This window comes from Nonomuraea sp. NPDC050556 (assembly GCF_044457355.1).
Taxonomy (GTDB): domain Bacteria; phylum Actinomycetota; class Actinomycetes; order Streptosporangiales; family Streptosporangiaceae; genus Nonomuraea.
In genome coordinates, this window is the sequence record NZ_JBITGU010000002.1 from 992,431 (window position 1) to 1,012,074 (window position 19,644).

Annotated in this window: 21 protein-coding genes; 9 read left to right on the top strand and 12 right to left on the bottom strand. The window is 70.3% G+C overall.

Translation table 11 applies throughout. The annotated features are described in order from the left end of the window. Positions 1–60: 60 nt before the first annotated feature. Together ACIBG8_RS22690 and ACIBG8_RS22695 are read left to right on the top strand one after the other, a co-directional pair. Positions 61–1,131 (top strand): nucleoside hydrolase, encoded by a 1,071-nt coding sequence (locus ACIBG8_RS22690; RefSeq protein WP_397344874.1) that lies wholly within the window; start codon positions 61–63, stop codon positions 1,129–1,131. Positions 1,132–1,178: 47 nt separating this feature from the next. Next, positions 1,179–2,567 (top strand): FAD-binding oxidoreductase, encoded by a 1,389-nt coding sequence (locus ACIBG8_RS22695; protein ID WP_397344875.1) that lies wholly within the window; start codon positions 1,179–1,181, stop codon positions 2,565–2,567. Here the strand turns inward: ACIBG8_RS22695 and ACIBG8_RS22700 are convergent. Both ACIBG8_RS22700 and ACIBG8_RS22705 read right to left on the bottom strand, forming a co-directional pair. After that, positions 2,520–3,587 carry a sensor histidine kinase gene (locus ACIBG8_RS22700; protein ID WP_397344877.1) on the bottom strand — a complete coding sequence of 356 codons (1,068 nt, stop codon included), beginning with the start codon at positions 3,585–3,587 and terminating at the stop codon, positions 2,520–2,522. The genes ACIBG8_RS22695 and ACIBG8_RS22700 overlap by 48 nt on opposite strands. After that, entirely contained in the window at positions 3,584–4,249 is a 666-nt protein-coding gene (locus tag ACIBG8_RS22705) for a response regulator transcription factor (protein WP_397344878.1), read from the bottom strand. Before ACIBG8_RS22705 ends, ACIBG8_RS22700 begins: the two co-directional genes overlap by 4 nt. 86 nt (positions 4,250–4,335) lie before the next feature. Between ACIBG8_RS22705 and ACIBG8_RS22710 the strand changes: the two genes are divergently transcribed. Genes ACIBG8_RS22710 through ACIBG8_RS22725 form a run of 4 tightly spaced genes read left to right on the top strand, consistent with a single transcriptional unit; the run spans position 4,336 to position 7,638 of the window. After that, the gene (locus ACIBG8_RS22710) at positions 4,336–4,773 is read left to right on the top strand and encodes a hypothetical protein (RefSeq protein WP_397344880.1); all 438 of its coding nucleotides are present in this window, start codon (positions 4,336–4,338) and stop codon (positions 4,771–4,773) included. Continuing rightward, positions 4,770–5,813, top strand: a complete 1,044-nt coding sequence (locus ACIBG8_RS22715) for a peptidoglycan-binding protein (protein WP_397344881.1) — start codon at positions 4,770–4,772, stop codon at positions 5,811–5,813. The genes ACIBG8_RS22710 and ACIBG8_RS22715 overlap by 4 nt, the downstream gene beginning before the upstream one ends. Next, on the top strand, positions 5,810–6,484 hold the full coding sequence (locus tag ACIBG8_RS22720) for an ABC transporter ATP-binding protein (protein WP_397344882.1): 675 nt from the start codon (positions 5,810–5,812) through the stop codon (positions 6,482–6,484). The genes ACIBG8_RS22715 and ACIBG8_RS22720 overlap by 4 nt, the downstream gene beginning before the upstream one ends. Further along, on the top strand, positions 6,481–7,638 hold the full coding sequence (locus tag ACIBG8_RS22725) for an ABC transporter permease (protein WP_397344883.1): 1,158 nt from the start codon (positions 6,481–6,483) through the stop codon (positions 7,636–7,638). Before ACIBG8_RS22720 ends, ACIBG8_RS22725 begins: the two co-directional genes overlap by 4 nt. Here ACIBG8_RS22725 and ACIBG8_RS22730 read toward each other — a convergent pair whose 3' ends face one another. Genes ACIBG8_RS22730 through ACIBG8_RS22745 form a run of 4 tightly spaced genes read right to left on the bottom strand, consistent with a single transcriptional unit; the run spans position 7,639 to position 11,966 of the window. After that, positions 7,639–8,274, bottom strand: a complete 636-nt coding sequence (locus tag ACIBG8_RS22730) for a GNAT family N-acetyltransferase (protein ID WP_397344884.1) — start codon at positions 8,272–8,274, stop codon at positions 7,639–7,641. A gap of 19 nt (positions 8,275–8,293) precedes the next feature. Then, positions 8,294–10,138, bottom strand: coding sequence for an acetoacetate--CoA ligase (locus ACIBG8_RS22735; protein ID WP_397344885.1), 1,845 nt, complete (start codon positions 10,136–10,138; stop codon positions 8,294–8,296). 56 nt (positions 10,139–10,194) lie between these two features. After that, positions 10,195–11,052: a serine hydrolase gene (locus ACIBG8_RS22740; RefSeq protein ID WP_397344887.1), complete on the bottom strand. Its 858-nt coding sequence runs from the start codon at positions 11,050–11,052 to the stop codon at positions 10,195–10,197. Further along, the gene (locus tag ACIBG8_RS22745; protein ID WP_397344888.1) at positions 11,049–11,966 is read right to left on the bottom strand and encodes a LysR family transcriptional regulator; all 918 of its coding nucleotides are present in this window, start codon (positions 11,964–11,966) and stop codon (positions 11,049–11,051) included. Before ACIBG8_RS22745 ends, ACIBG8_RS22740 begins: the two co-directional genes overlap by 4 nt. An 87-nt stretch (positions 11,967–12,053) precedes the next feature. Here ACIBG8_RS22745 and ACIBG8_RS22750 point away from each other — a divergent pair, with 87 nt between their 5' ends. Together ACIBG8_RS22750 and ACIBG8_RS22755 are read left to right on the top strand one after the other, a co-directional pair. Continuing rightward, positions 12,054–13,535 (top strand): penicillin-binding transpeptidase domain-containing protein, encoded by a 1,482-nt coding sequence (locus ACIBG8_RS22750; protein WP_397344890.1) that lies wholly within the window; start codon positions 12,054–12,056, stop codon positions 13,533–13,535. Between the two features lie 46 nt (positions 13,536–13,581). After that, a complete protein-coding gene (locus tag ACIBG8_RS22755) occupies positions 13,582–14,127 on the top strand; it encodes a hypothetical protein (protein ID WP_397344892.1) in 546 nt (181 codons plus the stop codon). Here ACIBG8_RS22755 and ACIBG8_RS22760 read toward each other — a convergent pair. From ACIBG8_RS22760 to ACIBG8_RS22780, 5 genes are all read right to left on the bottom strand, one after another. Beyond that, positions 14,124–14,831: an HAD family hydrolase gene (locus ACIBG8_RS22760; protein WP_397344894.1), complete on the bottom strand. Its 708-nt coding sequence runs from the start codon at positions 14,829–14,831 to the stop codon at positions 14,124–14,126. The genes ACIBG8_RS22755 and ACIBG8_RS22760 overlap by 4 nt on opposite strands. Before the next feature lie 80 nt (positions 14,832–14,911). Then, a complete protein-coding gene (locus tag ACIBG8_RS22765) occupies positions 14,912–15,538 on the bottom strand; it encodes an HAD family hydrolase (RefSeq protein ID WP_397344895.1) in 627 nt (208 codons plus the stop codon). A gap of 265 nt (positions 15,539–15,803) precedes the next feature. After that, a complete protein-coding gene (locus ACIBG8_RS22770) occupies positions 15,804–16,238 on the bottom strand; it encodes a DUF2690 domain-containing protein (RefSeq protein WP_397344897.1) in 435 nt (144 codons plus the stop codon). A gap of 45 nt (positions 16,239–16,283) precedes the next feature. Further along, a complete protein-coding gene (locus ACIBG8_RS22775) occupies positions 16,284–16,799 on the bottom strand; it encodes a DUF6912 family protein (RefSeq protein ID WP_397344898.1) in 516 nt (171 codons plus the stop codon). Positions 16,800–16,829: 30 nt separating this feature from the next. Beyond that, the gene (locus ACIBG8_RS22780; protein WP_397346160.1) at positions 16,830–17,474 is read right to left on the bottom strand and encodes an HAD family hydrolase; all 645 of its coding nucleotides are present in this window, start codon (positions 17,472–17,474) and stop codon (positions 16,830–16,832) included. 89 nt (positions 17,475–17,563) lie between these two features. Here ACIBG8_RS22780 and ACIBG8_RS22785 point away from each other — a divergent pair, with 89 nt between their 5' ends. Further along, positions 17,564–18,334 carry a F0F1 ATP synthase subunit A gene (locus ACIBG8_RS22785; protein WP_397344899.1) on the top strand — a complete coding sequence of 257 codons (771 nt, stop codon included), beginning with the start codon at positions 17,564–17,566 and terminating at the stop codon, positions 18,332–18,334. Here the strand turns inward: ACIBG8_RS22785 and ACIBG8_RS22790 are convergent. Then, entirely contained in the window at positions 18,331–19,620 is a 1,290-nt protein-coding gene (locus ACIBG8_RS22790; RefSeq protein ID WP_397344900.1) for a glycoside hydrolase family 3 protein, read from the bottom strand. The genes ACIBG8_RS22785 and ACIBG8_RS22790 overlap by 4 nt on opposite strands. Positions 19,621–19,644: the final 24 nt, after the last annotated feature.

The following is a 19,644-nucleotide window of genomic DNA, read 5'->3' on the forward strand; positions in this document are numbered from 1 at the left end:
GTGCAACGGCCGTTGATGGCGCACATTCGGGACATTTCTACACGAGTTGAAGGGACCGCCATGCGGGTTCTCCCGATCGCCGCCGCACTCCTCCTGACCGCGGCCTTAAGTCCTCCCGCGCAGGCCACGGCGGCCGCGCCCAAGCCGAAGGTGATCATCGACGCCGACATGGGCGAGCTGAACGACGACGCCGTCGCCATGTTCATGCTCACCGCCAGGAAGCAGGTCGACATCCTCGGCGTCACCATCGTCGCGGGCAACACCTGGGCCGAGGAGGGCACCGCCTACGCGCTGCGGCAGTTGGAGCTCATCGGCCGCCAGGACATCCCGGTCGTACCCGGCGCGGTCGAGCCGCTCATGCCGGGCAGGCTCGACGGACTCAAGGGCGAGAACCACCTGTACGGCAAGGCCCCCTGGACCGGCGCCTTCGAAGGCCCGCGCCCACCCTCGTACACGCAGCTCGCCAGGGAGCCCTACAAGGGCTACGCGAAGACCAGGCCGCTGACGACGAAGGCGGCCGAGTTCATCGCCGACCAGGTGAAGCGGAACCCCGGCGAGGTCACGCTGTTCGCGATCGGCCCGGCGACGAACGTGGCGCTGGCCGTACGGACCCATCCGGAGATCGTGCCGCTGGTCAAGGAGGTCATCTACATGGGCGGCGCGTTCGACGCGCCGGGCAACGTGACGCCGGGGGCCGAGTTCAACTGGTGGTTCGACCCCGAGTCCGCCAAGATCTCGGTGCGCACGCCGTTCAGGAAGCAGACGATCGTCCCGAACGACGTGGCGATGAAGGTGCCGTTCACCAAGGCGGAGTACGACAGAGTCGTCGCGGGCGCCTCGACGCCGGTCAAGGAGATGTTCAAGGACCTGCAGAAGGGCCAGCAGACCTACGTCTGGGACGCGATCACCTCCGCGATCTTCCTGGACCGGTCGCTGATCAAGAAGTCCGAGGAGCGCTACGTCGACGTGGACGCGGGCATGGGCCCCAACTACGGCCGCTCGCTCGGCTACAACCTGGGCGAGTTCAACGCCCCTGCCAACCCGGCCGGGACGCGGAAGGCGACCATCGTCTTCGACATCGACAAGAAGCGCTTCTGGGACCTCTACGTGGACCGGATGCGCAACCAGTAATAGGACTGTGACCCAACCGCCGGGACCGTTGCGTCGTCTCACAGACCATGAACACCCGGCGCCAGTTCCTCCTGCTCCCCCTGGTCGGCGCGCTGGCCGACCCGCCGCCCGACTGGTCAGCCCTCCGCCGCGCCCTCAAGGGCACGCTCGTCCGGCCGGGCGAGGCCACCTACGACGCGTCGCGCCGGCTGTTCAACCCCGCCTTCGACCGCGTCAGGCCGAGCGCGGTCGCCTACTGCGCCACGCCCGCCGACGTCTCCACCTGCCTGACGTTCGCGCGCAAGAACCGGGTGGGGATCACCGCCCGGTCCGGGGGCCACTCCTACGCGGGCTGGTCCACCGGCACCGGGCTCGTGATCGACGTGTCGAGGCTCAACGCGGTGAGCCACTCGGGCGGGCGCGCCGTCGTCGGGGCGGGCTCCAAGCTGATCGACGTCTACGACAAGCTGGGCAGGCAGGGCGTGAGCATCCCGGCGGGCTCGTGCCCGTCCGTGGGCGTGGGCGGGCTGACGCTGGGCGGCGGCATCGGCGTGGTCTCCAGGAAGTACGGGCTGACCTGCGACGCCCTGGAGTCGATCCAGGTGGTGACCGCCGACGGGCGGGTGCTCACCTGCGACGCCGGGCACAACGCCGACCTGTTCTGGGCGTGCCGTGGCGGGGGCGGCGGCAACTTCGGTATCGCCACGTCGTTCACCTTCCGCACCCATCGCACGCGGGACGTCACGGTGTTCTTCCTGCACTGGCCGTGGGCCAAGGCCTCGGCGGCGCTGAGGGCCTGGCAGTCGTGGGCGCCCTCGGCCCCGGACGAGCTGTGGTCGAACCTGCACCTCAAGCGGGAGCGCGCCGGGCTGGACGTGATGATCGGCGGGCTCTACGTGGGCGGGCAGGCGGCGCTCGACCGGCTGCTGAAGCCGCTGGTGGACAAGATCGGCCCGCCCTCGTCCCGGTACGTGAAGCCGAAGTCGTACCAGGCGGCGATGATGGTGATGGCGGGGTGCTCGGGCAAGACCGTCGCGCAGTGCCGTACACCGGGGCGCGAGTCGTTCGTCGCCACGTCCCACCTGGCCTTCAATCGGTTGTCCGCCGACGGTGTGAAGGCGCTGGTGGCGCGGGTGGAGCGCCCTGGACAGCACGCGGTGCTCCTCGACGCGATGGGCGGCGCGATCGCCCGCGTGCCCGCGTCCGCCACGGCCTTCCCGCACCGGTCGGCTCTCTTCACCGTGCAGTACTACGACGGCGGCACCGACCGCACCTGGATCCGCGGGGCACGCGCGTCCATGAACCCCTACCTGGGCGACCACGCCTACGTGAACTACATCGACCCCGACCTGCCCGAGTGGCGCAGGGCCTACTACGGCGCCAACGCCGACCGCCTGGCCGCCATCAAGTCAGCCCGCGACCCCGACCGCCTCTTCAACCTCCCGCAGAGCCTCTGACCTCGGCAGCGTGACGAGCACGTCAAGCCCGCCCTGCTCGCCCGGCCGGGCGTCGAAGGCGCCACCGTGGGCCTCGGCGATCGCGCCCACGATCGACAGCCCGAGCCCGTGTCCCCTGCGCGGGACGACAGGGCCGGTGTTCCGTACCCTGAGCGTCGCCCGGTCGCCGTCGGCACCCGTCTCGACGTGGATCGTGCCGCCCTTCCTGTTGTGGTGGGCCGCGTTGTGCACCAGGTTGGCCGCCAGGCGGTCGATCAGGTCGGGGTCGCCGTCCAGCGCCGCCCTGCGCAACCGGCTGGTGACCCGGATGCCCAGCTGCTCAACGTGCGGGTGCACGGCGATGATCGCGTCCCGCGCCGACGCGGCGAGATCCACCTCCTCCAGGTGTTCCAGGCGCTCGCTGCGCGCCAGCATGAGCAGCCCGTCGACGAGGTGCTCGTGGCGCAGCGTCGCCGAGTGCACCCGGGCGGCCATCGTGGTGAGCGAGGCGACCGTCGGGTGGGGGTCGGCCAGCGCCACCTCGACGGCGGCGCGCTGCAGCGCCAGCGGGGTGCGCAGCTCGTGCGAGGCGTTCGCGGCGAAGCGCCGTTGCGCGTCGAAGGCGTCGGCCAGCCGGTCGAGCATCGCGTCGAAGGTGTCGGCCAGCTCCTTCAGCTCGTCCTGGCGCCCGGTCATGGCGATGCGCTCGTCCAGGTTGCGCGTGGTCAGGCGGCGCGCCGTGGCCGTCATCCGGCGCAGCGGGCGCAGCACCCGCCCGGCGATCAGCCAGCTGGCGCTCACACCGAGCAACGCCGTGATCGCGAACACCGCGATCGAGGTGCCGAGCAGCTGGTCCTCCAGGGCGAGCGTGCCCTGCGCGCGGACCCCGCTGATCATCGGGACGGGACCGGACGTCCGCATGTCGATGACGTTGATGGAGTGCTTGGTCACCACCAGGTTGACGACGATCGGCGCCGTGGCCGCCAGCAGGAACAGCCCGCCGAACAACATCGTCAGCCGGACCCTGACATCGACTCTCATGCGTCCGCCCACAGCTGGTATCCGAGTCCCGCGACGGTCCTGATCGGCTGCGGTTCTCCCAGCTTGCGCCGCAGCCGCATCACGGTGACGCGCACGGTGTTGGTGAAGGGGTCGGCGTTGGCGTCCCAGACCCGTTCGAGCAGCTCCTCGCTGGTCACGACCGTTCCCCGCGCCGCGAGCAGCACTTCGAGGACGCCGAACTCCTTGTGGGTGAGCGGCAGCCAGCGCCCCGCCCGCATCGCCGTCCGCCTGCCCGGGTCGACCACCAGGTCGCCGAGGTGGAACACGGGCGGTACGGCTGGCGCCGTGCGCCTGGCGAGCGCGCGGATCCTGGCCACGAGCTCGGCGAACGCGAACGGCTTGGGCAGGTAGTCGTCGGCGCCCAGCCCCAGCCCCGAAACCCGGTCGCCGATCGCGGCCGCCGCCGTCAGCATGAGCACCTTGGTGTCCGAGCCGCCGTCGACCAGCCTCCTGCACACCTCGTCCCCGTGTACGGCGGGCAGGTCGCGGTCGAGGACGAGCACGTCGTAGTGGTTGACGCTCAGCTGCTCCAGAGCGGCTGCCCCGTCGTAGACGGCGTCCACGGCCATGCCCTCGCACCGCAGACCTTCCAGGATGATCTCGACCAGCTCCGCCTCGTCTTCGGCGATGAGCACGCGCATGCGCTCATCGTGACTCTCCCTGCATAACGCCCGCGTAACACGGCGTGCGATGCGGGTGTTACGTCGTGATCCGTACAACTGCTGGCATGAGACACCACACGCTGATCCTCCTGGCGGCCCTGGTCACGGCCTGCTCCGCGCAGTCCCCCGCCTCCGCGCCGAGCGACGCCCGCGCCGGGTTGCTGAAGTACGCCCAGTGCATGCGCAGTCACGGCATCGCCAACTTTCCCGACCCCGAGGGCACCCAGGTCGGCGTCAAGGCGCAGGCGGGCAGCGACCTCGACCCGAAGTCGCAGCCGTTCATCGCGGCCGACGCCGCGTGCAGGCACTTCATCCCGGCGCGCCAGGGCGACCCGGCGAAGCTGAAGGCGGAGGCGCTGAAGTTCTCCGCCTGCATGCGGAAGAACGGCTACCCCGACTTCCCCGACCCCAACGCCGACGGCACCCTCGACCTCAAGGTGCAGGGAATGGACTCGCCGCAGTACAAGGCGGCCGTGCAGGCGTGCGAGAAGGAGAAGCAGTGAGCACCCGCACCCGCCTGGCCGTCGCGGGGGTCGTGGTGGCCGGGGTTCTGGTGGCCGGGGCGCAGTTGCTCGCCGACCGGCCCGCCGCCGAGGTGGTCAAGCCGCCGGCGACGAGCCTGGTGACGATCTCCCGCGGGGACCTCTCCGTGCACCTGAACGTGACCGGCTTCCTGGGGTACGCCGGGGCGGGGCAGATGACCAACCACGTGGCGGGGATCTACACCTGGCTGCCCGCCTCCGGGGCGCTGGTCAAGCCGGGCGAGGTGCTCTACCGGGTGAACGGGACGCCCGTCGTGCTCCTGGAGGGGTCGGCTCCGCCGTACAGGGGGCTGGGGAAAGGGGACAGCGGCGCCGACGTCAAGCAGCTCAACGCGGCTCTCGCCAGGCTCGGTTACGGGACGGACCCCAGGTCGAAGCGGTTCAGCGCCGCCACGGAGGCGGCCGTCAAGCGGGGCGTCGCGCCGAGCGGGCGGCTGGAGCTGGGGCGGGCGGTGTTCCTTCCCGGCACCGTACGGGTGGCGCGGGTCCAGGGGGTCGCGGGCGGCGGCGCCGTACCCGGGCAGCCGGTCATGACCGTCACGGGCACCAGCAGGGTCATCCAGGTGAACCTCCCGGCAGGGCAGCAGGCCTACGTCAAGGCCGGTGACACCGTGGTCGTCACCCTGCCGGACGGTCAGCCGGTCGACGGCAAGGTCACCCAGGTGGCGGCGGTGGCCATTCCACCCTCCCAGGAGACGGGCCCCGACGCGCTCGTGCCCGTGGAGATCGCGCCGAGTGACCCGGCGAAGACCGGGACGCTGGACCAGGCGCCCGTGCGGGTGGCCATCACCACCGAGACGACGCCCGACGCCCTGTCGGTGCCCATCAACGCGCTCGTCGCGCTGGCGGGCGGCGGGTACGCGGTCGAGGTGGTGGGCGGCGGCGGGGCGCGCAAGCTGGTGACCGTCACGCCGGGCATGTTCGACGACGTCGAGGGGCTCGTCGCGGTCAGCGGCGACCAGCTCGCCGAGGGGATGCGAGTGGTGGTGCCCGCCGCATGAACGTCCTGGAGCTGACCGGAGTGTGGCGCTCCTACCCGGGCGAGCCGCCCGTGCACGCGCTGCGCGGCATCGACCTCGCCGTCGAGGAGGGCGACCTGCTGGCTCTCATCGGCCCGTCCGGCTCGGGCAAGACGACCCTCCTGCACATCGCCGGCACCCTCGACCGCCCCAGCTCGGGCACCGTGCGCATCGCGGGACAGGACCTGTCCGAGCTGCCCGACAAGGGGCTCGCCGCGCTCCGCGCCCGCCGCATCGGGTTCGTGTTCCAGAGCTTCTTCCTCAACGAGCACGAGAGCGCCCTGGACAACGTCGCGACCGGCCTGCTCTACGCGGGAGTCGAGGAGCCCGTACGGCGAAGCCTGGCCGCTGAGGCGCTGGGACGCGTGGGGCTCGCCCACCGCGCCGGCTTCCTGCCGACCAAGCTGTCCGGCGGCGAACGCCAGCGCGTCGCGATCGCCAGAGCCCTGATCGGCTCGCCCGCGATCATCCTGGCCGACGAGCCGACGGGGAACCTCGACAGCGTCACGGGCGCCGGCATCGTCGAGCTGTTCCACGAGCTGCACGACGACGGCGCCACCATCGTCGTCGTCACCCACGACCGCGACCTCGCCGACGGCCTGCCCAGGCTCGTGGAGATGCGCGACGGCCTGATCCACCGGGAGAGATCGTGAACGAGCTGATCAAGATCGCCGCCTCGGGGCTGAGAGCCAGGCGGGGGCGGGCGTTGCTGTCGGCGCTCGGCATCGCGATCGGGGCCGCCGCGATGGTCGGCGTGCTTGGCATCTCCGCCTCCTCGCAGGCGGGCGTGCTCGCGCAGATCGACGAGCTGGGCACCAACCTGCTCACCGCCCGCCAGGGGCAGAACTACGTGGGCGAGAAGGCCAGGCTTCCTGCCGTCGCGCCCGGCATGGTGGCCCGCATCCCGTCCGTCACCGCCGTCACGTCGGTGGCGCGGCTGGCGGCCCACGTGTACCGCAACGACCACATCCCCGCCATCCACACCGGCGGGCTGACCGTCGAGGTGGCCGAGCCCTCCTTGCTGTCCACGCTCGGCGGTGCGTTGCGCGCCGGTCAGTTCCTTTCCGGCGACCTGCCCGAGGTGGTCCTGGGCGCCTCGGCGGCGGCCAACCTCGGCATCGACCGCATCTATCCGGGGGAGCGGGTGTGGCTCGGTGACCACTGGTTCTACGTGAAGGGCATCCTCCAGCCGTTGGCGCTCGCGCCGGAGCTGGACGGCGCCGCGCTGGTCGGCCCGGCCGCCGCGCGGCGGCTGCTGGGCCACGACGGCACCCTGACCGCGATCTACCTGCGCTCGGACCCCGAGCGGACGGCGGCGGTCCAGGCGCTGCTGGCCCGCACGGTCAACCCGAACCGGCCCAGCGAGGTCTCGCTCTCCCGCCCGTCCGACGCGCTGGTCGCCAGGGCGGTGGCCAAGACCGCCTTCGCCGGGCTGTTCCTCGGCCTGGGGGCGCTCACGCTGGTGGTCGGCGGGGTGGGGGTGGCCAACATCATGGTCATCGCCGTGCTGGAACGCCGGTCGGAGATCGGCCTGCGCCGCGCGCTGGGCGCCACGCGCGGCCAGATCCGCGTCCAGTTCATCGCCGAGGCCACCCTGCTGTCGGGCGCGGGCGGCCTGGCCGGATGTTGTGCGGGGGCTCTGGTGGCGCTCGTCTACGGTGTCGCGCGGGGGTGGGCGGTGGTGGTGCCCCTTCCCGCGCTGGGGGGAGCGCTGGGCGCGTCGCTGGCCATCGGCGCGGTGGCGGGCCTCCTGCCCGCCATCCGCGCCGCCCGCCAGGACCCGACGACCGCTCTGCGCACCGCCTGACTACGGGGTGACGCCGAAGAGGGGGAGGCAGGCGTCGAGGCCCTGGACGGTGATGTCCGTCCTGGGCTTCCACGCCGCCCTGTCGAGACGGAAGCGCCGCAGCACCGCCGCAGCACCCTTGCGGTTGTGCATGGTGATGCCGTCTTCCGCGTACCCGAGCTTCCTGGTCACGCCCAGCGAGGCCGGGTTGTCGGCGAACGCGTCCGTCGTCGCGTACTCGGCGCCGAGCCCATCGAAGGCCAGGTGAAGGACGGCAGCGCGCATCTCGGTGCCGATCCCGCGTCCCTGGAACTCCTTCCCGATCCACGAGCCGGTGTTGACCTCGCGCTTGACCGCGAAGTCCGCAGCGGCGAGCTCCTGCGTGCCGACCACCTGGCCGTCGACGACGACCACGAACCCGCACGACCAGCTGTCCGGCTTCCACTCGCCCCACTTGCGGAACTGGTACTGCAGCGTGCTCAGCGCCCGCTCGGCCGGTTCGCCGTCGGTCCAGGGGAAGGTGAACGGCATCGCTCCCGCGTCGTGCACTCCCGCCGCGGCCCGGTCGGCCAGCTCGTCGAGATCTGCCAGAGAGGGGTGGCGCAGCTCGAGGGCAGGGGTGGTCACGGTAAGCGCGGAAAGCGGCCAATTACGCATACCTCGGCATTGTTCCAGTTCAGGGGGTGAAGAAGCGAAGGATTTCCGGGTTGGCCATGGCGTCCGGGTTGGCCGCCTGCTCCACCGGCGTACCCAGGAGGATCTTCCGCACCGGCACCTCCAGCTTCTTGCCCGACAACGTCCGCGGGATCCCGGGCACCTCGATGATCTCGTCGGGGACGTGGCGCGGGGAGAGCTCCTCGCGCAGCGCCTTGCGCAGCCCCGAGACCAGCGCGTCGTCCAGCGACGACCCCTCCGCCAGCGTGACGTACAGCAGGAGCCGCCCGTCCTGCCCCAGCTGCCCGGTGTCGATCACGAGGCTGTCGGCGATCTCGGGGAAGCGCTCCACCACCCGGTAGAACTCGCTCGTCCCCATCCGCACGCCACCCCGGTTGAGAGTCGAGTCGGAGCGGCCGTAGATCACGCACGAGCCGTCCTCGTTGATCTTGATCCAGTCGCCGTGCCGCCACACGCCCGGGTACTCGGCGAAGTAGCTGTCGCGGTAACGCGCACCCGACGGGTCGTTCCAGAACATGACCGGCATGGACGGCATGGGCGCGGTGAGCACCAGCTCCCCCACCTCGCCGAACACCGCCTTGCCCGAGGGATCGAACGACTCCACCCGAGCCCCGAGCGACCGGCACGAGATCACCCCGGCGTGCACCGGATGCACCGGCGTCCACCCCACGAACCCCGTGCACACGTCAGTGCCGCCGGAGAACGACCCGAGCGGCACCCCGGGCAGGTGTTCCGCGAGCCACGCGAACCCCTCGGGGGGCAGCGGCGACCCGGTGGACCCGATCCCCTTGACCGACAGCCCGGTGGGCCGCGCCCCCGCCTTCATGGAGGCGATGATGTACGGCGCGCCCACCCCGAAGTAGGTGACGCCCTCAGTGGCCGCCAGCTCCCACAGCTCCACCGGCGCCCCGTCGTACAGCACCGGCGTCGCCCCCACCAGCAGCGCGCCGACGAGGTAGTTCCACATCATCCAGCCCGTGGTGGTGTACCAGAAGAACACGTCCCCCTCGCCCAGGTCCTGGTGGAACGTGAGCGACTTGAGGTGTTCCAGCACCACCCCGCCGTGCCCGTGCACGATCGGCTTGGGCAGCCCGGTGGTGCCGCTGGAGTAGAGGATCCACAGCGGGTGGTCGAACGGCACGCGCTCGAACTCCAGCGGCGCCGCCTCCGAGCGCAGCGCCTGCCACGACTCGCCACCCACCCACACGGTCGCCTCCAGCGTCGGCAGCGCGGCGGCGATCTCGCGCACGGCAGCCGAGCGGTCGAACCACTTGCCGTTGTAGGAGTAGCCCTCGACGGCGACGAGCACCTTGGGCTCGATCTGCTGGAACCTGTCCACGATGCTGGGCACGCCGAAGTCGGGCGACCCGGCCGACCAGATCGCGCCGAGCGAGGCCACGGCCAGGAAGGCGATGAGCGCCTCGGGGATGTTCGGCAGGTATCCGGCGACCCGGTCGCCGCGCCCCACGCCGAGCCTGACGAGCCCGGCCCTGACCCTGGCGACCTCGTCGCGGAGCTCGTCCATGGTGAGCTCGGAGCGCTTCCCGTCCTCGGCGCGGAAGACCAGCGCGGTGCCCGAGGGACGCTTCAGCGCGTTCTCCGCGTAGTTCAGTGAACTTCCGGTGAACCATCTGGCCTCGGGCATCGTCCCAGAGATGACGGGCCCGTCACCACGCTCACCGACCACGCCGAAGTAGTCCCAGATGGACGTCCAGAACTCCGCCGGACTGTCGACGGACCACTGCCACACGTCCCGATACTCCGAGCGGCCGATACTGTCGAAGTATCGAGTGATCCGGGTGGGTTCACCCGTCGGCTCCCAGAGCAGCGCACCTTCAGCAACCATGTGTCCATCCTGTCCTCGACCTCGGGGAAAGTCATCATCGCCCACCACATATCGGGCTACCCGCGTAGGTGGTCCACCGCCATACGCGCGGCCGTGCCGATGACCGCGTCCACGCGCGGCTGGTTCAGCGCCGGGCTGAAGGCCCGGGTGTAGACCGCCACCGCATAAGACCGGCCGTCGGGATATTCGACCACCCCCGCCTCGTTGCGGATCGTCGGGAGCGAGCCGGTCTTGCCGCTGACCGCCACGTCGTCGTACGGAAAACCGGACGACAGCCGGTGCGGCCACACCTGCAGCCCGAACAGGCTGCGCATCCACGCGCACGCCGTGCTCGACGCCGCTCTGTCCGCCCAGATGAGGCCGAACAGCCTGGTCGTCTCCCTCGCCGTGGACCGGTTGGTCGTCGCCGGGTTCAGCGCACGCAGCGACGCCAGCTCGTCGAGGTTGACGAAGGGCCACGAGTGCCCCGCGTCCTCCTCCATACCCGCGAACATCTCGCGGACGTTCTGCACCACCCTGGTGGTGCCGAGAGCGAAGCCGGTCAGCATGGCGTTGACCGCCTCCAGCCCGACGCGGGCGGCGAGCACGTCGGCCGCGGTGTTGTCGCTCACTGTGATCATGAAGTAGGCCAGGTCGCGCAGCGAGAGCGTGGCGTCGTCCAGCAGCGCGGAGACCCCGGTGGGGCCGGTGACCCGGTCGGCGTCGCCCACGGTCACCCGCTCCGCCCAGTCCAGCACCCCGCTGTCGGCCTGCCTGGCGAACTCCACCAGCAGCGGGACCTTGAAGATCGACGCGGTCACCACCGGCTCGTCGGCCCGATAGGCCACCTCGTCACCGGTGTGCAGGTCGACGGCGTGCAGCCACCCGGCGACCCCGGCAGCCCTGAACACGGCGCTCAGATCCAGTTCGCTCATGACAGCAGCCCAGGCCTTCCGCTGACGCGCCGCGCCGGCGCGGCCCCCTCGTCAGCCATCCCCGCACTCTCCTTCAGCGCCCGTACGGCTGCCGCCTCGAACTCCTCCGTCATGGGCGTGGCCGTACGCCAGGCGGTCGAAACGCGCCACGCGAGCGGCGAGCCTAGCAGCGGCCGCCAGACGACTCCCGGCACCTCCGCCCGCTCGCCGAACGCGACCGCCGATCCGGCCACGACCAGGCCGAGCCCGATGCCGTGATGCACCCGTTCCGGCAGGAATCCCTGGCGCCTGCACTCGGCCAGCGTCTCGGCGTGCAGCCCTGGTTCGCCGTCCATGGGCAGCATCACCAGCTCCCGCCCGGCCAGGTCGGCCAGGTGCACGTCGGCCGAGCGGACGAGCGGGTCGTCGGCCGCCAGGAGCACGCCAGGCGTCTGGACCAGGGTCCTGCCGAAGCTGAGCGCGGGCGCGGTGACCGGGTGGCGCACCAGGCCGACGTCGATCGCGCCCTCCTCCAGCGCGGTGACCTGGTCGGCCGTCCAGATCTCGACCGGCGCCAGCCGTACGGCGGGGTCGTGCTCGCGGAAACCGGCGACCAGGGCGGCGATGACGGCGGCGGCCAGGTCGGGCGGGACGCCCACGCGCAGCACCGCGCCGTCGCCCTGCCTGAGCAGGTCGCGCAGCCGGTCGACCCTGGCCACCACCTCCCGCGCCTCACCCAGGAGCAGCCTGCCCTCCTCGGTCAGCCTGACCTGGCGGGCCGAGCGGTCGAACAGCTGCACGCCGAGCTCGGCCTCCAGGCGCTTGATGCGCTGGCTGAGCGGCGGCTGGGCCATGCCGAGCCGGATCGCGGCGCGGCCGAAGTGAAGTTCTTCGGCGACCACGGTGAAGTACCTGAGGTGCCGAACCATGTCCATGACCAGGGATGATATCCGAATTCATATACATAGATGGTCAATATCCGTATTGGACATTAATGTCGGGTCTCTGATGTCCTCTGGGCCATGCGACTACGGTTCATCATGGCGGGGGTCCTGGTCACCGTGCTGGTGGCGGGGGGCGTGATCTGGCTGTTGCGCGACCAGCGGTCGGCCGAGGCCGACTTCCTCGCCGCCTGGGAGAAGAACGACTACGCGACCATGCGCACGCTGGTCAAGGACCCGCCGAAGGACTTCGACAAGCAGTACGAGCGGTTCCGCACCAAGCAGAAGCTCACCTCGGCCCGCTTCGAGCTGATCGAGGACGACCGCTTCCGCGCCACGCTGAAGGGCGCCGTCGACTGGAGCTACGAGGGGCGGCTGCGCCTGGACGAGCCCTGGACGCCGGCCGACATCCACCCCGACCTGACCGCAGGGCGCTCGTTCGAGGTCGTCACCAGGAAGCCGGAGACCGCGCCGATCACGGCGTCCGACGGCTCCCGCATCGACGGCAGCGACGTGCCCGGCTCGGTGCAGCAGCTGGCCGAGGGGCTCAGGGAGACGTTCGCGGCCCGGCTCACCGGGAGCGCGTCGACCAAGCTGAACCTCCTCGAAGCGGGCAAGCTCGTGAAGACCATGGCTGAGCGCGGCAAGACCCAGGGCAAGCCGCTCAAGACGACGATCGACCTGACGGTGCACAGGGCGGGCGCCTCGGCGCTCGAAGGGGTGACCAAGAACGCGTCGCTGGTGGCGCTGCGCCCCTCGACCGGCGAGATCCTGGCCGTGGTCAACAAGCCGGGCGGCTTCAACCGGGCACTGCTCGGCAAATACCCGCCGGGCTCCACGTTCAAGGTCGTCACCGCGTCGGCGCTGGTCGCGGGCGGGGTGGAGCCGGACAAGACCGTCTCGTGCCCGCCGGAGCAGAACATCGGCGGCTTCCCGTTCCACAACGCCGGATTCCACGACTACGGCACGCTGTCCTTTCGCGACGCCTTCGCACACTCGTGCAACACCACGTTCGGCTCCATGGGCGTGGAGGAGCTGGGCTCCTCCCGGCTGGGCGAGGTGGCCGCCTCGTTCGGCTTCGGCGCGCCGATCACTCCTGGTGTGCCCGCCGTACGGGCCGAGTTTCCCGAGGCCAAGGACGACACCGACCTCGCCTCCGCCTCGATCGGGCAGGGCCGGGTGCTGGCGAGCCCCCTGAACATGGCCACGGTCGCCGCCGCCATCGCCGACGGCACCTGGCGCCCGCCGCGGCTCGTCGCTGCCGACCTGGTGCCCGACGGCGGCGCGGCGCCGCGCAAGCTGGAGGCGTCCGTCGTGCGCGCCCTGCGCTCGCTGATGCCCGCGGTCATCTCCGAGGGAACCGCGCACTCGGTGCGCTTCCCCAGTGGTACGGCGGGCAAGACGGGAACGGCGGAGTACGGCGAGGGCAAGGAGCCTCCGGCGCACTCGTGGTTCATCGGCTACAAGGGTGACCTGGCGTTCGCCGTGATCGTGGAGGGTGCGGGGGCGGGCGCTGCCGTGGCGGCCCCGGTCGCCGCGCGGTTCCTGGCGGGACTTGAGTAGGGGGTACTCAGGCGTCACGGAAGGGGCCGACCCTACCTTCCGTCCCATGAGAAAGCTGATTCCCCTCGTGGTGTTAGGCGTATTGGCGGGCACGGGCGTGGCGAGCGCCGCCACGACGACGGACGGCGTGATCTACGCCTGTGCCGCCAAGAGCACGGGCACGGTACGGATCGTCGCCAAGGCCACCAGGTGCACGAGCAAGGAGCGGAGGCTCTCGTGGAACGAGCGCGGCCCCGCCGGACCTCAGGGCGAGCGCGGCAGCGACGGCCCCAAGGGCGAAAAGGGCGACAAGGGCTCCGACGGGGCCTCTGCCCCGCAGCCACAGAAGACCGCGCGCGAGGTCGTGGAGAAGACGCTCAACCTGAAGGTCACCAAGATCAACGAGAAGCTGTCCTGCCCGTCCGGCATGGTCGCCACCGGTGGCGGCTACGCCCTCGACGGTGTCGCCCCCGACCTGCAGCTCTTCTACACCAACGCCCCCGTCGTGGAGAACGGCGTCGCCACCGGCTGGAACGTCGGCATCTACAACCGCCAGACCACCGGCATCACCCCGCCCACCGGCAAGATGTACGTGATCTGCGAGACGGCCTAACCGGCCTTGCGGTCCACCGGCGAGGTGAGCCCGGCGACGGCTGCCACGACCTCCGAGGCGTTCGACAGGTCGGGCAGGACCACGTCGGCGCCCGCCTCGCGCAGCTCAGCGGCCATGGAACGGCCGGACGCCACCCCGATCATCGCGGCCCCGCCGATCCTGGCGGCCTGCACGTCGCGGGTGGAGTCGCCGATGACGACGGTGTTCGCCGAGGTGAACACCCCGCCGAAGCGCGTCTTGGCCCGGCCCTGGGCGACCTGCAGCAGCGTCGCCTTCGGGTAGACCTCCTCGCCGTAGCCGCCGATCTCGAAGTCGATGTGCCGGTCGAGGCCGAACGCCTTCAGCTTGTGCACGGCGTTGCTCTTGATCGTGCCGGTGAGCACGGTCTGGACGACTCCGTCGAGCCTGGCCACCGCCTGCAGCGCGTCCTTGGCCCCTGGCATCATCCTGCCCTCCTTGCCCAGCCGCTTGCGCCGGTCGGCGAAGGCGAGCGCGAGCGCCGACAGGAACCTGGGCAGGTGGTCGTCCTCCGACTTGATCCCGTTGACCGCGAGGGTCTCGAAGATGATCTCGGAGTCGGGGCGGCCCATCGCGGGCGCCAGCTTGACGAGAGGACGCCCGGTGACGACGCGGAACGCCTCGGCGTAGGCGTCCCGGGTGACGATCGCGACGTCGACCAGGGTGAGGTCGACGTTCCAGAGCACTAGGCGGTTGATGGCAGCCTCCTGGGGGTTCTCGCCCAGGGTACGGCTATCGCCGGGCCAAATGCTGCTGCGCGGGCGATTCAGGCATGGTTGAGGGCATCTGCGAGGGTGTCGACGACCGGGAAGCCCACGGTTTCGAGTTCCTGCCTCGTCGTCATGCCGCCGGTGTAGAGGACGGCCCTGGCGCCGACATGCCTGGCGGCGATGCCGTCGTCCACACTGTCGCCGATCACCAGGATCTCCTGGGGGCGGACGTCCATGGCGGCGAGGTGCATGGCCATGTGCTCGGCCTTCTCGCCGCCCATGCCGCCCAGCAGGCCGTCGACCCTGGTGAAGTAGGGCTGGATGCCGAACGCCTCGATCGTGGGGACCAGGTGGGCGTGGGGGGCCATCGAGCAGAGCGACTGGGTGCCCGTCCACTCCTTGACCAGGCGTTCCGCGCCTTCTGCCAGGCCGCAGGTGGTCATGAGGCGGAAGTAGGCCTCGTGGAAGCCGTTGTCGAGGGCTTCCCATTCGCCCTCGTTGAGCGGGCGGCCGAGCATGCGCTCGTAGGCGACCCAGATGGGGCGCGTGTAGACGGCGCGGAAGTCGTCTGCGGTGAGTTCGGGGAGTTCGTAGGTCTTGAAGACCTCGTTGGTCGCTCCTACCACGGCGTCGATGTCGTGGAAGAGGGTGCCGTTCCAGTCCCAGACAATATGTGTCGTCATCTACTACAGCGTATCGCGGCGGCGTCCCGCGAACGCGAACCCCACACCCTGCGGGGGTACACCCCTTCTTGGGCGGCCACCCCTCTCACGGGGCCACCTCCTCACGGAGATGACCGCCCCTTTGGGGTGACCGTCCTTCTAGAAGCGCCAGGGAAGGGCGCCCGGGAAGAAGCCCCCACGGGGCAGCCCCACCCCTCCCCCAAAAGAAGCGCCCCGTCAGAGGGGTGGCCCTCTTTGGAGAGTGTCTATGGGTTCTACGGGTGGGTCAGCCGCAGGCGCGGCCGGTGGTGCCCGCGCCGTGGTTGACGCGGCCGGTGCCCAGGCTCACCGTGGCCTTGGCCCACGCGCACACCCCGCTCGGGGCGTACACCATGTCCCCCCAGTGGTGCCCGCCGTTACCGGCCTTGTACACGAACGACGCGCTCTTCTTGCTCGTGCTCACCGTGATGCTGCCGGTGCCGTTCTTGGCGACCCACAACTCACCCCAGTTGGTGCCGCACTTGCGCGAGTAGAACAGCTTGACGACCCCCAGCGGATCGCCCAGCTCGTTCTTCAGATAAGCCTTCTTGCCCGTGTACACCTTCGTGTCGGCGCACCCGGACCGATAGGGGTCCTTACCGGCGAGTGAGTTCGCATTCGCCGGCGCCGCCAACACCGCGATCGACGCAACCGCCGCGACTGCTACTACTCGGATCTTCACGTGGAACCGACTCCTTGATCGGGGGTCTTTCGTTCCCGCGCGATCTTACCGAGATGTGTCAAGAACGTCAGGAATCTCCTGGGTCGCATACCAGAGCAACTCATGCGCCTCAGCACCATCCACCGTGAACCGGGCGTCATCATCCCCCGAGTCGGCGGCAGGCAGCGCAGCGACGGCCGCCTCGATGTCAGGAGCCGCATACCCGTCGTCCACGTGCACGGCGGCGACCTTCGCCAGCGGGATCGACTCGGCCAGCCGTACCCGCCCACGCTCCTCCAGGTCGACCCCCACGGTCAGCCCCGCGTCCGGGACCTCGACCGCGATCACCACCCGGCGCGGGGCCGCCTCGACGCCGTCGGCCCGGTCGGCGGCCAGCATGCGCAGCGAGGCCCTGGCGGCCTCGGTCAGCGCCACGTATTCAAGCTCCTCGGTGTCACCCGAGGCGTACCACTCGGTCAGCGCGGGGGTCACCGCGTAACCGACAAGGGGGGCCGGGCCGAACTCACCAGCGGCGACGGCCTTGGCCAGCGCGGGGATCGTACTCGGCAGATAGACGCGCATCACGAACCTTTCACAGCAACGGGAGACCTATCATGCCCGTCGCAGCGACAGCCGGAGGAGAGACTCGAGCTCTGCGATGGTCGTGTCCGCGTCGCGGTGGTGGATTCCGGCGATGCCGAGCGCCCTGGCCGCCAGGATGTTGGCCTCGATGTCGTCGATGAACACGCATTCCGTGCCCGCCAGGCCGACCTGGTCCAGGGCGTGGGTGAAGATCCCCGGCTCCGGTTTGCGCATGCCGACCTCGCCGGAGATCACCACGGCGTCGAACAGCCCGCCCCACTCCTCGCGCGGGTAGTCGTTGGCCCAGGAGTTGGAGAGCAGGCACGTCCTGACGCCGTTGGCGCGCAGCTCGCGGAGCAGGTCGTACATCGCGTCCACCCGGGCGAACCCGGCGAACATCCTGGTCAGCAGGCCTTCTGCGACGGGGTTGCCGCCGTCGAGGGTCCTGAGCCTGGCGGCCAGGTCGCGCTCGAAGTCGGCGGCGCTCAGCTCGCCGCGTTCGAGGGCGTGGATGAGGTTGGCCTCCTGGCCCTCGTAGGCGTGGTGGACCAGCTCGCGCATCACGCCCTTGTAGTGGGCCGCGTCGATGCGGTCGGCGCTCAGCCAGCCCGCGATGGACTCGGTGAGCCCGGTGGTGAGCACGCCGCCCCAGTCGATCAACACACCCTTGACCATCACAGTGCACACCTTACATAACCCCCTTTTCGGACGAGACATATCGCTAGTTAGGGTGAGATTCCGTTACCCCCTGAAGGGACACGCCCTTGCCGGACGTCTTCCAAGCCCCCGGCCCCGAGCTGTTCGAGCTCGGTCCCCTGATTCCCGGTGGCCCTGAGTGGCTCACCAAACCCGTCCTCCTGGCGCTGCTCGGCTCGACGGTCGTCGTCGGCTTCTGCTGGGCCGCGTTCGCCAATCCCAGGATGGTCCCCCGCGGACTGCAGAACCTGGGCGAGTACGCCTACGTCTTCGTACGAGACCAGATCGCCAGGCCGTTCCTCGGCAAGGACGCGGAGCGCTGGATGGGCCTGCTGCTCAGCATCTTCCTGCTGGTCCTCGCCTGGAACCTGATGGGCGTCGTGCCGCTCCTGCAGTTCCCCGTCGCCTCGCACATCGCGTTCCCCGCCGTGCTCGCGATCACGGTGTACATCATCAAGATCTACCTGGGCGCCAAGCACCACGGCCTGCGCCGCTACCTCGCGGACATGCTCTTCCCGGCCGATCTGCCCAAGTGGGCGCACGGCGCCTACGCGCCGATGATGTTCGCGGAGTTCTTCATCACGTCGCTGTTCACCCACGCCGTCCGCGTCTTCGCGAACATGTTCGCCGGGCACATGTTGCTGGCGTTCTTCAGCTCGGTGGGCTTCTGGTTCCTCTTCGAACGGCTCACGCCGCTCGGTGTGGGACTCGGGGTCCTCGGGGTGCTGATGACGATCCTGATGACCGCGTTCGAGTTGTTCATCATGGCCCTGCAGGCGTTCCTGTTCGCCATGCTGGCCTCGATGTTCATCGGCTCGGCCATCTCAGGCGAGCACTAACGGCTCTCGCGCACGATCCGGGCGGCCAGCTTGCGGTGCTCGGCGGATCGCACGACCTTGGCGGCCTCCTGCACGGAAGCCGGGGCCGCCGAGGTCAGGATCCCGCGCCGCTCCTTGAGCTTGAGCAGGCGGGTCACCGACTGGTCGAGCCGCTCCTTGGAGATCCTGCCCGACTTCACCGCTGCCAGCACGGCGTCGTACGCCTTGGGCAGGTTGTTGGGCATCAGCAGCAGATCGGCCCCGGCGAGTACGGCACGCACCGCGATCTCGCCGTCGTTGTACTTCGTGCGCGCCCCGCCCATGTTCAGGGCGTCGGTGGAGATGACGCCCTTGAAGCCCAGCTTGTCGCGGAGCAGCCCGGTCAGGATGGTCTTGGACAGCGTCGCCGGATCCCCGGAGGAGTCGAGCTTCGGCATCACGATGTGCGCCGACATGATGACGTCCGTCCCCGCCGCGATGGCGGCCCTGAACGGCGGGGCGTCGAGCTTCTCCCACTGCGCCCTGGTGTGCTTGATCACCGGGAGCCCGGTGTGGCTGTCGGTGTTGGTGTCGCCGTGCCCGGGGAAGTGCTTGGCCGTACTGGCGACCTTCGCGTCGTCGAAGCCCTTCACGGCCGCGGCGACCATCTTGGACACCTCGGCCGGGTCGTTCCCGTAGGCGCGCTTGCCGATCACCGGGTTGTCCGGGTTGATGTTCACGTCGGCGACGGGCGCGAAGTCGAGGTTCACCCCGAGCGCCCGCAACTCCTCGCCGGTGGCTTTGGCGGCGGCGCGCGAGAGCGACACGTCCTTGGTCGAGCCGATCACCGAGGCGCCGGGGAAGGTGGTGATGAGCGCGGCCATCCGCGAGACGAGGCCGTTCTCCTGGTCGGTGCCGACGAGCAGCGGCACGCCCCTGGACGCCTTCTGCATCCCGTTGGTCAGGCCGATGACCTGCTCGACGGTCTTGACGTTCTCCGGGAAGAGGATCGCGCCGCCGAGGTGGTACTTGCCGATCACCTTGGCGGGGGTGGCCGCGCCGTACCGCGCGTTGTTCTCGCCGGAGACGGTGTCGGCTGCCGTGCCGTACAGGACGGGCATGAACAGCTGGCCGACCTTCTCCTCGTCGCTCAGCTTCGCCAGCACCCGCTCGACCCCGCCGGCCTGCGCTGGCCTGGACTCGGGGGCGGCCGTCGTCGGGTCGGGTCGCGGTGGTGAGGCCACGCCTGCCGCCTGCCCGCCGGAGGCGCAGGCGCCGAGTACGGTCGCCATCGCCAGGAGCCCTGCTGCGCGGATGCCTCGAACCATGCCCACCACGCTATCCATGGAGAG

Bases quoted from the DNA above. Each gene is read 5' to 3' on its own strand.
- ACIBG8_RS22690 (WP_397344874.1), top strand. From the start codon at position 61: ATGCGGGTTCTCCCGATCGCCGCCGCACTCCTCCTGACCGCGGCCTTA.
- ACIBG8_RS22695 (WP_397344875.1), top strand. From the start codon at position 1,179: ATGAACACCCGGCGCCAGTTCCTCCTGCTCCCCCTGGTCGGCGCGCTG.
- ACIBG8_RS22700 (WP_397344877.1), bottom strand. From the start codon at position 3,587: ATGAGAGTCGATGTCAGGGTCCGGCTGACGATGTTGTTCGGCGGGCTG.
- ACIBG8_RS22705 (WP_397344878.1), bottom strand. From the start codon at position 4,249: ATGCGCGTGCTCATCGCCGAAGACGAGGCGGAGCTGGTCGAGATCATC.
- ACIBG8_RS22710 (WP_397344880.1), top strand. From the start codon at position 4,336: ATGAGACACCACACGCTGATCCTCCTGGCGGCCCTGGTCACGGCCTGC.
- ACIBG8_RS22720 (WP_397344882.1), top strand. From the start codon at position 5,810: ATGAACGTCCTGGAGCTGACCGGAGTGTGGCGCTCCTACCCGGGCGAG.
- ACIBG8_RS22730 (WP_397344884.1), bottom strand. From the start codon at position 8,274: ATGCGTAATTGGCCGCTTTCCGCGCTTACCGTGACCACCCCTGCCCTC.
- ACIBG8_RS22735 (WP_397344885.1), bottom strand. From the start codon at position 10,138: ATGGTTGCTGAAGGTGCGCTGCTCTGGGAGCCGACGGGTGAACCCACC.
- ACIBG8_RS22740 (WP_397344887.1), bottom strand. From the start codon at position 11,052: ATGAGCGAACTGGATCTGAGCGCCGTGTTCAGGGCTGCCGGGGTCGCC.
- ACIBG8_RS22745 (WP_397344888.1), bottom strand. From the start codon at position 11,966: ATGGACATGGTTCGGCACCTCAGGTACTTCACCGTGGTCGCCGAAGAA.
- ACIBG8_RS22750 (WP_397344890.1), top strand. From the start codon at position 12,054: ATGCGACTACGGTTCATCATGGCGGGGGTCCTGGTCACCGTGCTGGTG.
- ACIBG8_RS22755 (WP_397344892.1), top strand. From the start codon at position 13,582: ATGAGAAAGCTGATTCCCCTCGTGGTGTTAGGCGTATTGGCGGGCACG.
- ACIBG8_RS22765 (WP_397344895.1), bottom strand. From the start codon at position 15,538: ATGACGACACATATTGTCTGGGACTGGAACGGCACCCTCTTCCACGAC.
- ACIBG8_RS22775 (WP_397344898.1), bottom strand. From the start codon at position 16,799: ATGCGCGTCTATCTGCCGAGTACGATCCCCGCGCTGGCCAAGGCCGTC.
- ACIBG8_RS22780 (WP_397346160.1), bottom strand. From the start codon at position 17,474: ATGGTCAAGGGTGTGTTGATCGACTGGGGCGGCGTGCTCACCACCGGG.
- ACIBG8_RS22790 (WP_397344900.1), bottom strand. From the start codon at position 19,620: ATGGTTCGAGGCATCCGCGCAGCAGGGCTCCTGGCGATGGCGACCGTA.